The 12,694-nt window shown below is 63.4% G+C and carries 14 protein-coding genes; 4 read left to right on the top strand and 10 right to left on the bottom strand.

Going from position 1 to position 12,694, the window contains the following annotated elements:
• Positions 1–66 precede the first annotated feature (66 nt).
• Together ACKUUH_RS07270 and ACKUUH_RS07275 are read left to right on the top strand one after the other, a co-directional pair.
• Positions 67–267: a DUF1192 domain-containing protein gene (locus ACKUUH_RS07270; protein WP_407949223.1), complete on the top strand. Its 201-nt coding sequence runs from the start codon at positions 67–69 to the stop codon at positions 265–267.
• Positions 268–624: 357 nt separating this feature from the next.
• On the top strand, positions 625–1,212 hold the full coding sequence (locus ACKUUH_RS07275; RefSeq protein ID WP_407949224.1) for a DUF1465 family protein: 588 nt from the start codon (positions 625–627) through the stop codon (positions 1,210–1,212).
• A 72-nt stretch (positions 1,213–1,284) separates the two neighbouring features.
• Here ACKUUH_RS07275 and rpmE read toward each other — a convergent pair whose 3' ends face one another.
• Positions 1,285–1,506: a 50S ribosomal protein L31 gene (gene rpmE, locus ACKUUH_RS07280; protein ID WP_407949225.1), complete on the bottom strand. Its 222-nt coding sequence runs from the start codon at positions 1,504–1,506 to the stop codon at positions 1,285–1,287.
• Between the two features lie 336 nt (positions 1,507–1,842).
• Between rpmE and ACKUUH_RS07285 the strand changes: the two genes are divergently transcribed.
• Together ACKUUH_RS07285 and ACKUUH_RS07290 are read left to right on the top strand one after the other, a co-directional pair.
• Positions 1,843–3,693, top strand: coding sequence for an ABC transporter transmembrane domain-containing protein (locus ACKUUH_RS07285; protein ID WP_407949226.1), 1,851 nt, complete (start codon positions 1,843–1,845; stop codon positions 3,691–3,693).
• A gap of 21 nt (positions 3,694–3,714) precedes the next feature.
• Positions 3,715–4,809 (top strand): SMP-30/gluconolactonase/LRE family protein, encoded by a 1,095-nt coding sequence (locus ACKUUH_RS07290; RefSeq protein ID WP_407949227.1) that lies wholly within the window; start codon positions 3,715–3,717, stop codon positions 4,807–4,809.
• Here the strand turns inward: ACKUUH_RS07290 and ACKUUH_RS07295 are convergent, their stop codons facing one another.
• The 9 genes from ACKUUH_RS07295 to ACKUUH_RS07335 all read right to left on the bottom strand — a co-directional run.
• Complete coding sequence (locus ACKUUH_RS07295) at positions 4,810–5,832, bottom strand: peptidoglycan -binding protein (RefSeq protein ID WP_407949228.1); 1,023 nt, start codon at positions 5,830–5,832, stop codon at positions 4,810–4,812.
• Between the two features lie 6 nt (positions 5,833–5,838).
• Entirely contained in the window at positions 5,839–6,801 is a 963-nt protein-coding gene (locus ACKUUH_RS07300) for a flagellar motor protein MotA (RefSeq protein ID WP_407949229.1), read from the bottom strand.
• A gap of 31 nt (positions 6,802–6,832) precedes the next feature.
• Positions 6,833–7,219 carry an OmpA family protein gene (locus ACKUUH_RS07305; protein WP_407949230.1) on the bottom strand — a complete coding sequence of 129 codons (387 nt, stop codon included), beginning with the start codon at positions 7,217–7,219 and terminating at the stop codon, positions 6,833–6,835.
• A 343-nt stretch (positions 7,220–7,562) separates the two neighbouring features.
• Positions 7,563–8,366 carry an inositol monophosphatase family protein gene (locus ACKUUH_RS07310; RefSeq protein WP_407949231.1) on the bottom strand — a complete coding sequence of 268 codons (804 nt, stop codon included), beginning with the start codon at positions 8,364–8,366 and terminating at the stop codon, positions 7,563–7,565.
• An 11-nt stretch (positions 8,367–8,377) separates the two neighbouring features.
• On the bottom strand, positions 8,378–8,941 hold the full coding sequence (gene efp, locus ACKUUH_RS07315; RefSeq protein WP_407949232.1) for an elongation factor P: 564 nt from the start codon (positions 8,939–8,941) through the stop codon (positions 8,378–8,380).
• Between the two features lie 133 nt (positions 8,942–9,074).
• Positions 9,075–10,115, bottom strand: coding sequence for a tetratricopeptide repeat protein (locus tag ACKUUH_RS07320; protein WP_407949233.1), 1,041 nt, complete (start codon positions 10,113–10,115; stop codon positions 9,075–9,077).
• Positions 10,112–10,783: a thiamine phosphate synthase gene (gene thiE, locus ACKUUH_RS07325; protein WP_407949234.1), complete on the bottom strand. Its 672-nt coding sequence runs from the start codon at positions 10,781–10,783 to the stop codon at positions 10,112–10,114. Before thiE ends, ACKUUH_RS07320 begins: the two co-directional genes overlap by 4 nt.
• Before the next feature lie 85 nt (positions 10,784–10,868).
• Complete coding sequence (locus ACKUUH_RS07330) at positions 10,869–11,888, bottom strand: class I fructose-bisphosphate aldolase (protein WP_407949235.1); 1,020 nt, start codon at positions 11,886–11,888, stop codon at positions 10,869–10,871.
• Positions 11,889–11,934: 46 nt separating this feature from the next.
• On the bottom strand, positions 11,935–12,694 hold a 760-nt coding region (locus ACKUUH_RS07335; RefSeq protein ID WP_407949236.1), incomplete at its 5' end, for a phosphoglycerate kinase.

The raw sequence follows: 12,694 nt of genomic DNA on the forward strand, positions 1-12,694 counted from the left end.
TCACGCGGGTTGCAGGTCTAGCCCGGCCCCCTCAGACTGGCAACCGAGGCAGATGAGGAGATCGCCATGGATACGGACGACCTGGAGCCAAGGCGGCGGCGCGGAGAGGCTCTTCAGGCGCTTGCCCGGGAGGATCTGAGCCTTCTCGGGATCGAGGAGCTCAGGGAACGAATCAGTGCGCTTGAAATCGAGATTGCGCGCATCCGGGATCAGCTCGAAAAGAAGCAGGGCTCGCTGTCGGCGGCTGAAGCGCTGTTCAGAAAGTAGACGCCCTTGGTTAACGTGCTGGAATAGCTTGCTTTTTCCGCCCCTCTCGCGCATCGGGAAGGGGGCCGGGTCGAGACGCCCTCCGCGTCAAATTGCCACAAGATTAACTTGCTGTTAGGAATGAAGGCGCTAGGGTGACCTTGCGTAATCCAGTCTTCTGGATTTTGAGTGGCTCCTATCCACTCTGTTTGACGCCTCCCTGTTAGAACTGAGCCGCGGGCTTTCCCGCGGCTCTTTTTTGTTTTTGAACCCGTCTCGTGTCCCCGATGGCACGGATATTGATCCCTCTATCCCCGAGTGTGCCGGTATGGAGCATCCGTCTCCGCTGGCTGCGTAACAAGGACCGGGGATTGCGGGATGACCGTCTACGACACGAAGGACGATGAGATCGGGTTCGCGGGGGCCGAATGCGTGACCCTTTCGGAGTTCATGGCTTCGGGCCTCTTCCAGCGCACCTATAGCGAGGGGATGCGCCTCGTGGAGGAGACCTCCGCCTATCTCGACGGTCCCGGCCGCGAGGCTGCCAGAGCGCTCGCCAGGGACGCTTCGCTTGCCTATGCGGGCGAGAGCATGCGCCTTACCACGCGGCTGATGCAGGTTGCCTCCTGGCTCCTCGTCCGCAAGGCAGTGCATGAGGGCGAGATGACGGTAGAGGAGGCGAACTCGGAGAAATACGCGCTCGCGACCAAGCAGATCGCCCGTCAGCCGCGTTTCGACGGGGTCGAAGCGCTGCCGGCGAAGCTCAGGGAGTTGATCGAGCGTTCGGAACGGCTTTATGCGCGGGTCGAGCGTCTCGATACGCAGCTTCGTGTGAACGGGACTGCCGCGCCGAAGAGCCATCCGCTTGCCGAGCAGTTTGCCCGCGTCGAGGACTTCTTCCGCGAGCATCTGTCCATGGAGTTTCCGCGCCGCGAGTTCGGCCGCCGCAAGTACCGCCCGGAATAAGCTTCTGCAGATTCCCAAAGAAAAAGCCCCGCGAAAGCGGGGCTTTTTTGCTTGGTCTCGAGGTGCTCGAGGTCAGCCGCCAATAAAGCCGAACTTCTTCTTGAACCGGCTCACACGGCCGCCACGATCGAGGATCTGCTGTCCGCCGCCGGTCCAGGCCGGGTGCGTGGTCGGATCGATGTCCAGAACCAGCGTTTCGCCCTCGGCGCCGTAGGTCGAGCGGGTCTTGAATGTGGAGCCATCGTTCATCTGAACGGTGATGAAGTGGTAGTCCGGATGGATATCTTTCTTCATGGCTCTCGGCCTTCCTGAAGCTTTGGGCCTGCCCCGCAGGTGCCCGGTGTCTTGCAATGGCGCGCGGCGGCACTCCTTCGGGAATGCCTGCGCTGCCGGAATGGGGGCTTATAACGAAGGCCGGATGCTGTTGCAAGGCCGGTTTTGGAGCCATTTCGCAGGTTTTGCGCGGTCATGCCGCAGCCGCTGGCGGGGCCGTATCATTGCTCCCGGGCTCGCATGATTGCTATATCAGCGGCGCGCCGAAACTATACACGGGTGCCGGGCCTGGCATAGGGTCGCCTCCCTTGCGCGAACAGCCGGAAATGCCGACCGGGAGCGCCAATTGAGAGCCTTATGAGCGAAACATCGAATCCGGTCGTCGAGGCCATTGAAGAAGAAGCACTGCGCCGGAAGCCCGCGAAGGGCGCCCGCCCGCTGCTTCGGCTTTTGCCCTTTCTCGGCCGCTACCGTGCGATGGTGGCGCTTGCCTTCATCGCTCTCGTCTTCGCGACGCTCGCGACCCTTGCAATCCCCATGGCGAGCCGCCGCGTAATCGACAACGGCTTCAGCCGCGAGAATGCAGCTTTCATCGATCAGTATTTCCTCGCCCTGGTCATCGTCGCCCTGGTGCTCGGCATTGCGAGCGCGGCGAGGTTCTTCTTCGTGAGCTGGCTCGGCGAGCGGGTCGTCGCGGATCTCAGGCGGGACGTTTACGAACACATCCTGAAACTCTCGCCGGCCTTCTTTGAGCTTACGCGTACGGGCGAGGTGCTGTCGCGCCTCACCGCCGACACCACGCTCATCAAGACGGTGGTCGGCTCCTCGGCGTCGATCGCGCTTCGCAACGTGTTTCTGTTTTTCGGCGCGGCGGCGATGATGGCGGCGACGAGCCCCTATCTTTCGGGCCTCGTACTTCTCGCCATCCCGGCCATCCTTCTGCCGCTTATCGTCTTCGGGCGATGGGTCCGGCGCCTCTCCCGCTCGGCGCAGGACCGGCTTGCGGATACGAGCGCTTTCGGAACGGAAAGTCTCAACGCCATTCAGATCGTGCAGGCTTTCACGCATGAGAAGATCGACAATGAGCGTTTCGGCGAGCATGTCGAGCATGCTTTCGATAGTTCGCGTTCGCGCATCGTGGCGCGGGCCGTCCTCACCGCGCTCGTTTTTTTCTTCGGTCTGTCGAGCGTCGTTGGTGTGCTCTGGGTCGGTGCGAATGCCGTTCTTGCCGACACGATGTCGGGCGGCGAACTGTTCGAATTTATCCTCTATGCCGTCTTCGCCGCCTCCGCACTTGCGGCCCTTTCGGAAATCTGGGGCGACATGCAGATGGCTGCAGGCGCGACCGAGCGGCTGATGGAGCTTCTCGATGTCGAGCCGGCAATCGCTGCGCCTGCGCGGCCCATCCCCATCGAAACGCCGCGCGGCGAAATCTCCTTCGAGAATGTGACCTTCTCATATCCGTCGCGTCCGGGTGTTTCCGCCCTGCACGATTATTCGCTCACAGTCTCGCCCGGCGAAACGGTGGCGCTGGTCGGCCCTTCGGGCGCCGGCAAGAGCACGGTCTTCCAGCTATTGTTGCGCTTCTATGACCCGCAACAGGGCCGCATCCGGCTCGACGGTGTCGATCTCACCGACGCGGATCCGAAAGTGCTGCGCAGCCATCTGGCGCTCGTGCCGCAGGAAACGGTCGTCTTCGGTACGACGGTCACCGAGAACATCCGCTACGGGCGGCCCGAGGCGACGTTCGAAGAAGTGCGTGCGGCGGCCGCTGCCGCGCGGATCGACGACTTCATCATGCGCCTGCCGCAAGGCTACGAAACCGAAGTCGGCGAGCGCGGCGTGATGCTTTCGGGCGGGCAGCGTCAGCGCATCGCGATTGCGCGGGCGATCCTCCGCGACGCGCCGGTCCTCCTGCTCGACGAGGCGACGAGCGCGCTCGATGCGGAAAGCGAAAAGCTCGTGCAGCAGGCCCTTGAAGGTCTGATGCAGAACCGCACGACGCTCGTCATCGCGCACCGGCTTGCGACTGTGCTCAAAGCGGACCGCATCGTGGTAATGGACGAGGGCCGCGTCGTTGCTTCCGGCACGCATGAGGAACTCGTGAAGCAGGGCGGACTTTATGCCCGCCTCGCGCGGCTGCAATTTGCGGCCGGACAGGATTTCGAAAATGCCGCCGGCGAGCGTTCCGCCAATATCGGCGGCTGACAACGAAAAGAGGGGGAGAGCATGTTCAGAGGTTGGCGTATCGCGGGCTATATTGCCCTTGCCGTTGTCGTAATCGTCAGTGTTCTCGCCTGGCGCTTCCTTTCCGCGGCCGGTTATTTCACCGGCATTCGTCAGGAGATCGCGGCCGATTGCCGTGCCATTCCCGCCGTTCCGGGACCTGAGGACATCGCAATCGACCATGAGCGCAAGCTTGCCTATGTCTCGGCTTACGACCGCCGCGCGGTCATGGCGGGCGCGCCGGGATCGGACGCCGTGCGCGGGGGCATCTACACGATCGACCTTTCGGCACCCGAAGCCGACTGGGCCCTGTCTCCCGTTACCCCTGCCACGCCCGAGGATTTCCGGCCGCATGGCATCAGCCTTCATATCGATGAAGACGGAGCGCGCAGGCTTTTCGTCGTCAGTCATCCTGCCAAGGGGGGCGACAGGGTCGAGATTTTCGGTATTGCGGCGGACGGTACGCTCTCGCATGAGGAGAGTGTCGAAAGCTCGCTTTTCGTTTCGTTGAACGATGTGGTGGCGGTCGGCCCGCGCAGCTTCTATGCGACGAACGACCACACGACAAAGAGCGGCCTTGTGCGCACGCTTTCCGACGGGCTGCTGCTGCGGAACTCCAATGTCGTCTATTTCGACGGCAGCGAAGCCTCGGTTGCCGCGGACACGCTGCTCTATCCGAATGGCATCAACGTGAGCCCGGATGGGCAGACGGTCTACGTTGCCTCCACGCTCGGCATGAGCATGTATGTCTATGAGCGCGATGCCGAAACGGGCGCTCTTGCGGGTGCCGACCACGTTCGTCTCGGCACCGGCGTCGACAATATCGACGTGCAGCCGGATGGGACGCTGCTCATCGGCGCGCACCCAAAGGTTCTCGATTTCGTTTCTCACGCCGCTGACCCGGCGGAGCTTTCGCCGAGCCAGGTCGTCAGGATCGAGCCCTCGCAGAAGAAGGCGGGCACGATTTATCTCAATCTCGGTGGGGAAATTTCAGGCATCAGCGTTGCTGCCGGCTATGGGGACAAGATGCTGCTCGGGCAGGTATTCGAGCCGCGCGTTCTTGTCTGCACGCAGTCGGAAGAACTGCGCGCCTGGTGATCAGCGCTCCGTCAGCTTGAATTCGATGCGGCGGTTGCGCCGGTTGGCTGCTTCGCTGCGTTCCTGTTCGAGCGGATGAAACTGGCCGAAGCCGGCGGCGACCAGCCGGTTCTCGGGAACGCCCTTTTCGGTGAGGTAGTTCACGACAGCGATCGCGCGGGCGCTGGAGAGATACCAGTTCGAAGGGAATTGCGGCGTCGCGATCGGGTTCGCGTCTGTGTGCCCGTCGACGCGCAGCACCCAGGGGATATCGTCCGGAATTTCAGCCGCTATCTCCCGGATCGCCTGAGCGATCTTGTCGAGCTGCTGCTTGCCTGAGGGATTGATATCGGCGGAGCCCGAGGCAAAGAAGATCTCGGACTGCATGGCGAAGCGGTCGCCGACGATCTCGATATCCTGCCGGTCGCCGAGGATGGCGCGCAGGCGGCCGAAAAATTCGGACCTGTATTTCGCGAGCTCCTGGACCTTCTGCGCGAGCGCCGCATTGAGACGGCGGCCGAGATTGGCGATCTGCGCCTGCTGCTCCCGGTCTTTCTGTTCGGCCGCGTCGAGCGCCGCCGATAGCGTTGCCAGTTGGCGTCGCAATGCGGCGATCTGCTGGTTCAGGAGCTCCACCTGCGCGAGTGCTTCGATCGAAACCTGTTTCTCGTCGGCGAGTGCGCTTTCGAGTTCGGCAACGCGCGAGCCGGCGCCCGCGCCTTCCTCGGCGAGTGCTGCGAGGCGGTCGCGTTCGGCCGTCGCGGAGGAAAGAGAATCCTGCAGCGACAGGATCGTCACCTGCAAGTCGGCCTTTTCCTGCCGTTCGAGCGCAAGCTGGTTCACGAGTTCGGCGATCTGGTTCCTGAGATTTTCGAGTGCGGAATCCTTGTTGCTCACAAGCTGGCTCAGGAAAAACTGCGTGATCATGAAAATCGTGAGCAGGAAGATCAGCACCAGCAGCAGGCTCGACATCGCGTCGACGAAGCCTGGCCAGTAATCCCCGGTAGGCGCGCGGCCTCTTATGCGTCTGCTGACGAGTGCCATGACGCGTCAGCCCCGCGGACCGAGACGACGGGCCAGTTCTTCAAGCACCGGTTGCAGCGCCCGCTGGTTCTCGGCCATCTGCACCAGCAAGTGCCGCTCGGCCTGCATCTGCTCGGTAAGCGCGATGATCTGGCCCGCAAGCGCCTTCAGCGTTGCCTGGTCGCCGCCTGAGGCCAGCGCCTGTTCGATGTTGCGCAGGCGCTTTGCCGTCTCGCCCAGCATGGCGGGTGCGGTCGGATCATAGTCTCCTGAAAGGTTCGTCACCGTGGAGAGCCATTCCTCAAGCTCGTTGTAGAAGCGGTTCTGCGCCTGTCCGGCCTGAAGGTCGAGGAAGCCGAGGACCAGCGATCCGGCAAGACCGAAAAGCGAGGAGGAGAAGGCCGTTCCCATGCCCCTCAATGGACCGTCGAGGCCGGCTTTGAGATTGGCGAACACCGTTGCCGGGTCGGCCGTCTCGACGCTCAGGCCCTGGATCGTGCCCGCAACGGAGGTGACGGTCGTGAGGAGGCCCCAGAAGGTGCCGAGAAGGCCGAGGAAGATCAGCAGGCCGATGATGTAGCGCGAGATTTCGCGCTGTTCGTCGAGGCGCGAACCGAGCGAGTCGAGGATCGAGCGCATGGAGAGCGCGTTCAATTGCATCCGTCCCGTGCGGCCGCCGAGCATCGTCGCCATGGGGGCGAGGAGCTGGGGCGGGGCAGGCGTGGCGAGACCGGGGTCGGCGCGGCGGAAGTCGTTCACCCAGCGCACTTCGCCGCGCAGCGACTGCACCTGCCGGAAGGCGTAGAGAATGCCGATGACGAGGACGCCGAGGATAAGTCCGTTGAGGCCCGGATTGGCGAGGAAGGCCGTCTCGATCTGCCGGTAGAGGATTGCTGCGACGAAGGCTGCGAGGATGATGAAGAAGATCATCCGCATCAGGTAAGGCCGCGGTTGGGAGAGCGCGATTCCGTCCGTCTTTTCCCTGGCCATGCGTTCTGCCCTTCTTCTCTGCCGGGCGGCCTTAGCCGCCGAAAAGCTTCACGTCCACGCGGTCCTGCGGACCGTTGTCGGACGTACCCCCGAGTGCGCGCACGTGAATGCGCTCCGCCTTGACGCCATTCGAGACCAGCACGCGCCTCACCGAAAGTGCGCGCTTGAGTGCCAGCCGCCGCGCATTCGACGAGGTGTCGTGCGGCGGGCCTGCATAGGCGCGCAGTTCAAGCCGTCCGCTGCGGCGCTGGAAATCTTCCGCAAAGGCGACCAGCTCTTCCCGCGCGGTTTTATTGATCGACGATGTATCGGGATCGAAGACCACGCGGACAAGGGCCGGCTGCGGCGGCGATAGCGGCGCTTCGGCCGCGAAAGCCGGCAGCGCATTGCCGAGGATCAGCCATATCGCCGCAAGCATGATCGCTCCCAACGGGCTTGCGCGTCTTCTTTCGATGCGTCGGGCTATTGTCATGCGTGGCAGGATCATCCGTGGCGGGCGGCGTCTCGATGCAGTTTAGGCGTGTTCGCGGTTGCGGAACAGGCCTCTGCATAGCGAGGGCTTTAAGAGGAGAATCCGGCGGAAGTGGGGCTTTTCTTGCGGGGTGGCGGTCAATATCCGTCGAAGCGGATATCCACGCGGTCTTCGAGGGCGTCGCCCTCGTCTACATTGCCCATGGCGCTCGCCCGCAGGCGGCCCGCGGCAATGCCCTGAGCAAGCGTCACCGTCTTCGCACTGTCCGTGTTTAAAGAAAATCGGCCGTTCAGCCCTGCTTATGGGCCTTTTTCAGCAGGTCGCCCAGCTTGCGGTAGAGCATGTCGTTGCCGGCGACGATGCCGCCGCTGTCGAGCATGGTGTCGCCGCCCTTGAGATCGGCGACAAAGCCGCCCGCCTCGCGGACGAGGACGATGCCCGCCGCCATGTCCCAGGGAGCGAGCGCGGCTTCCCAGTAAGCGTCGAAGCGTCCGGCGGCGACATAGGCGAGGTCGAGCGCGGCGGAACCCATGCGGCGGACACCCGCCACTTCGTTCATGACGATGCCGAGTTCGGCGCCGAAGCGCGCATGATCCGGACGGCCGATATGGGGAATGCCGGTGGCGACGACAGCCTGTGCGAGATCGCGGCGCACGGCGACGCGAATGCGGCGATCGTTGAGAAATGCGCCCTGGCCCTTTTCGGCAATGAACATCTCGTCGGAAATCGGGTTATAGACGAGGCCTGCCACGAGCTGTCCGTCGCGTTCCAGCGCGATCGAAATCGCGAACATCGGAATGCCATGGAGAAAATTCGTCGTGCCGTCGAGCGGATCGATGATCCAGCGGTGCGATTTGTCGCTGCCTTCGACGACCCCACCTTCCTCCATCAGGAAGCTATAGCCAGGCCGCGCCTTCGACAGTTCCTCGAAAAGAACCTTCTCCGCCTTCTTGTCGGCGGCGGTTACAAAGTTCGCCGGCCCCTTGAGCGAGACCTGCAGGTTTTCGACTTCGCCGAAGTCGCGCTGCAGGCCGCGCGCCGCCTTGCGGGCGGCTGCAACCATTACGCTCATCGAGGGGGTATGGCGGGACATATTGGAACCGTTCAGTCGGCGCGGCGGAGATAGGTGACTTCGTTCGTGTCGACGACGATCCTTTCCCCCGTGGTGATGAAGGGCGGCACCATCACGCGAACGCCGTTTTCGAGCAGAGCCGGTTTGTAGGAGCTTGCCGCCGTCTGGCCCTTCACGGTGGGTTCGGTTTCAGTGATTTCGAGAACCACCTGATCGGGGAGCGAAATGCCGAGCGCAGTTCCTTCGTGGCTTTCCACCGTCACCTTCATGCCGTCCTGCAGGAAGGCGGCACGGTCGCCGACCCAGTCCTTGGCGAGTTCGATCTGCTCGTAGGTCTCGTTGTCCATGAAGGTCAGCATCCCGTCATTCTCGTAGAGATACTGGTAGTCCTTCTGCTCGAGGCGGACGCGCTCCACCGTTTCGGCCGAACGGAAGCGTTCGTTGAGCTTGCGTCCGTCGACGAGGTTCTTCAGTTCGACCTGCGCGAAGGCGCCGCCCTTGCCGGGCTTCACGTGCTGGACCTTGACCGCTGCCCAGAGGCCGCCCTCGTGCTCGATGACGTTGCCGGGACGGATTTCGTTGCCGTTGATCTTCATGGGGCGCTCGAATTCTTGAAAAGGATATGAGGTGCCGGTTCCTCAGGGGAGCCTGCAACCGGCGCTCTGATAACATCCCGCGCCGCCCATGCACAGTGCCTTTCGGTGTCCCGGCAAGAGATCGCCCGGCCGGTCAGTTCGCGGCGGCGTTCGCTTTTTCGAGCTTTTCGATCTCCGCCTCGACCTGAGCTCGGATTTCAGGGGTGATTTCCGGTTCCATGGCGCTTCGGAGCGTGTCGTCGGTCATGCCGTTCCGTTCGGCAAGGGTCAGCCACAAAAGCGCGGCGGCGATATCGCGGGTGACGCCCTGGCCAAGGAAATAGAGGCGGGCGAGGCGATCCTGGGCCAGTGCATCCCCCCGCATGGCGGCCTCGACGAACCATTTGGCGGCAAGCGTCTCGTTCTTCTCGACGCCGTCGCCACCCAGATAAGCAAAGCCGAGCGATGTTTGCGCCCCGGACACGCCTTTCTGCGCCGCTTGCTGGAAGCGCTTGGTGGCCTGGGCGAGGTTCTTCTCCATGCCGACCCCGTCCTGCAGCATCAGCCCGAGCTGATAGGCGGCCTGAGGCTGCCCCTGGTCGGCGGCGAGCCGGAAATAGCGGGCGGCTTCGCCGAGATTGCGGGGCTTGCCTTTGCCGGCGGCGTAGAGCGTGCCGAGATAATATTGCGCGTCCGCGCTTCCCTTGGCGGCGGCCCGGTCGAACCAGCTTGCGGCTTCGCCCAGATCCTGCGCGCCGCCGCGACCGGCTGTGTACATGAGGCCGAGCTCCGTCTGCGCGGCGACGTGGTCCTGCTCCGCCGCATCGCGGAAGTGCTTGCGGGCGGCAGAGGGGTCGGCACCCTCGACGCTGCCATATTCCATGAGCATGCCGAGCGCATATTGCGCGCTCGCATCGCCCTGGGCCGCCGCCTTGGCAAACCATCTGGCCGCCACCTCCGGGTTGGAAGCGACGCCTTCGCCGTTGTTGTAGATCGAGCCGAGCATGAGTTGCGCCTGCACATTGCCCTTTTCGGCAAGCGGGGCGGCAACGAGAAGTGCCTGCTCATAGCGGCCCGCCCGATAGGCTTCGACAGCGGGGGCCATCGGATCGGCGTCGCCTTGCGCTACCGCAGGCAATGCCGTGGCAAGAAGCAAGGCGACTGCCACCATCAACGCTGCCCGGAGATGTCTCATCGGACGTTACTTTCCTCGATCATAACCCTGTTCAGGGCGCGGACCGCCGCGGCAGGTCCTGCTTCGTGAGCCCAGACACCGGAGGACACCGCCAGGAAATCGGCGCCTGCACGAACGAGCGGTGCCGCATTGTCCGGCGTTATCCCCCCGATTGCGACGCAAGGCACTGTGAACATCTCCGACCACCAGGTGAGGATATCCGGGTCAGCCATACTTATAGGCTCTTTCGTGTCGGTTTTATAAAAGGCGCCAAAAGCGACGTAATCGGCGCCTGCTTCCCCCGCTTCCATCGCGAGGTGACGCGAGTTGTGGCAGGTGACGCCGACGATCCGGTCGGGTCCGACGAGCTTGCGGGCCTCGGCATAGCTTGTGTCCGTCTGGCCGATATGCGTGCCGTCGGCGCCAAGTTCGGCCGCGAGGTCGGGCCGGTCGTTGATGAGGAATGCGACGTCGCGGGCTTGCGCGAGCGGCATCAGGATTTCGGTCGCACCGCGGATGGCGTCCGCTTCCGGCGGCGCCTCGTTCTCGCCCTTCAGGCGAAGCTGCAGGCAGGCGACATCGCCCGCGTCGAGCGCCATCTTCAGCGTGTCGGCGAAGGCGCGCGGCTCGAAGCGGGGCGGGGTAATGAGATAGAGGCGGCAGGGCTCGCGTGTTTCTTCGTCGGTCATGGGGATGTTCTAGCGCGGTGACGGGGCAAAGACAAAACGCCCCGCTTGCGGAAGCGGGGCGTTTACAAGGTAGTCCGAATGGATATCAGGCAGCCTTTTCGAGCGAGGCCTGCCACTGGCCGAGAGCGGCGAGCCCGTTCATCCGGGCGCGGTGGAGGAACGCCTTCTGGGCGGCGGGCACATTCTCCGTCTTGCCGCTCCATGCCTTCTGCGGGGCGGCCTGCAATGCACGGCCATATGAGAAGGACATCTTCCAGGGGAAGCCGCCGATCGCATTCATCGCGTTCAGGTGCGCCGTCGCATCTTCGTCCGACTGGCCACCCGACAGGAAGACGATGCCCGGAATGGCGGCGGGAACGGTGCGCTTGAAGCAGGCGATGGTCTTTTCCGCCACTTCCTCGACGCTGGCCTGTGTCGGGCACTTCTTGCCCGAGACGATCATGTTCGGCTTCAGGATCGTGCCTTCGAGGTTCACATTGTGGAGCGCGAGGCGGCTGAAGACCGCGCGGAGCGTCGCTTCGGTCACCTCAAAGCAGCGATCGGCGGTATGCGCGCCGTCCATCAGGACTTCGGGCTCGACGATCGGGACGATTTTCGCTTCCTGGCAAAGGGCGGCATAGCGGGCAAGCGCTTCGGCATTCGCCTCGATGCAGCCGTTGGTCGGAATGCCATCGGCAATGTCGATCACCGCGCGCCATTTCGCGAAGCGGGCACCGAGGTCGTAGTACTCGGCGAGGCGCTCGCGAAGGCCGTCGAGGCCCTCCGTCACGGTTTCGCCCGGAAAGCCAGCCATGGGCTTCGCACCGGCATCGACCTTGATGCCGGGAATGGATCCCGCCTTCTTGATGAGGTCGACGAGGGGCGTGCCGTCCTTCGCCTTCTGGCGGATCGTCTCGTCATAGAGGATCACACCGGAAATGTGGTTCTTCATGGCCTCTTCGGTGCGGAACAGAAGCTCGCGGTAATCGCGGCGGTTCTCTTCCGTGGAAGCGACGTTAATCGCGTCGAACCGCTTCTTGATCGTGCCGGAGCTTTCGTCGGCTGCCAGAATGCCCTTGCCCGGCGCCACCATGGCCTGTGCAATCGATTCAAGCGTCTCAGTCATTGTCCTGTCCTCTGGATATCAAAAGATGAACCGGGTGCCGGCTCGCTTACTTGCGGTTTAGAGCAGCCACACCCGGCAGTTCAACACCTTCCATCCACTCGAGGAAGGCCCCGCCCGCGGCGGAAACATAGGTAAAGTCGTCGGCGGCGCCCGCCTCGTTCAAGGCCGCCACCGTGTCGCCACCGCCTGCCACCGAGACAAGCGCACCCTGCTTGCTGCGCATGGCGACGATGCGTGCGGCCTCCGTTGTCCCCCTGTCGAAAGGCGGTACCTCGAAAGCGCCGAGAGGGCCGTTCCAGACCACAGTGCTCGCGGTTTCGAAACGCGCGGCGAGATGGGCGAGCGTATCGGGGCCTATGTCGAGGATCATTTCGTCGTCGGGCACGTCGTCCACGGTGGTAACGCGGGCCGCAGCACCTGCCTTGAATTCCTTCGCCACCACGACGTCCGTCGGCAGCACGATGTCGCATTTTGCGCCGCGCGCATTCGCCAGAATGTGGCGGGCTGTGTCGAAGAGGTCCGGCTCGCAGAGCGACTTGCCTACTTTTTTGCCCTGCGCGGCAAGGAAGGTGTTTGCCATGCCGCCCCCGATGACCAGGGCATCGACCTTCTTCACGAGATTGCCGAGGAGCGCAATCTTGGTCGAAACCTTGGCGCCGCCGACGATGGCGACGACAGGGCGCTTCGGATTGCCAAGCGCCGCGTCGAGCGCGTCGAGTTCGGCCTGCATGGCGCGACCCGCATAGGATGGCAGGAAATAGGTGATGCCTTCGGTCGAGGCATGGGCGCGATGGGCGCAGGAAAAA

This window comes from Parvibaculum sp., from assembly GCF_045863935.1.
Taxonomy (GTDB): Bacteria; Pseudomonadota; Alphaproteobacteria; order Parvibaculales; family Parvibaculaceae; genus Parvibaculum.

Coding starts and splice junctions, on each gene's coding strand:
- ACKUUH_RS07270 (WP_407949223.1), top strand. CDS start 67: ATGGATACGGACGACCTGGAGCCAAGGCGGCGGCGCGGAGAGGCTCTT.
- ACKUUH_RS07275 (WP_407949224.1), top strand. CDS start 625: ATGACCGTCTACGACACGAAGGACGATGAGATCGGGTTCGCGGGGGCC.
- rpmE (WP_407949225.1), bottom strand. CDS start 1,506: ATGAAGAAAGATATCCATCCGGACTACCACTTCATCACCGTTCAGATG.
- ACKUUH_RS07285 (WP_407949226.1), top strand. CDS start 1,843: ATGAGCGAAACATCGAATCCGGTCGTCGAGGCCATTGAAGAAGAAGCA.
- ACKUUH_RS07290 (WP_407949227.1), top strand. CDS start 3,715: ATGTTCAGAGGTTGGCGTATCGCGGGCTATATTGCCCTTGCCGTTGTC.
- ACKUUH_RS07295 (WP_407949228.1), bottom strand. CDS start 5,832: ATGGCACTCGTCAGCAGACGCATAAGAGGCCGCGCGCCTACCGGGGAT.
- ACKUUH_RS07300 (WP_407949229.1), bottom strand. CDS start 6,801: ATGGCCAGGGAAAAGACGGACGGAATCGCGCTCTCCCAACCGCGGCCT.
- ACKUUH_RS07305 (WP_407949230.1), bottom strand. CDS start 7,219: ATGCTTGCGGCGATATGGCTGATCCTCGGCAATGCGCTGCCGGCTTTC.
- ACKUUH_RS07310 (WP_407949231.1), bottom strand. CDS start 8,366: ATGTCCCGCCATACCCCCTCGATGAGCGTAATGGTTGCAGCCGCCCGC.
- efp (WP_407949232.1), bottom strand. CDS start 8,941: ATGAAGATCAACGGCAACGAAATCCGTCCCGGCAACGTCATCGAGCAC.
- ACKUUH_RS07320 (WP_407949233.1), bottom strand. CDS start 10,115: ATGAGACATCTCCGGGCAGCGTTGATGGTGGCAGTCGCCTTGCTTCTT.
- thiE (WP_407949234.1), bottom strand. CDS start 10,783: ATGACCGACGAAGAAACACGCGAGCCCTGCCGCCTCTATCTCATTACC.
- ACKUUH_RS07330 (WP_407949235.1), bottom strand. CDS start 11,888: ATGACTGAGACGCTTGAATCGATTGCACAGGCCATGGTGGCGCCGGGC.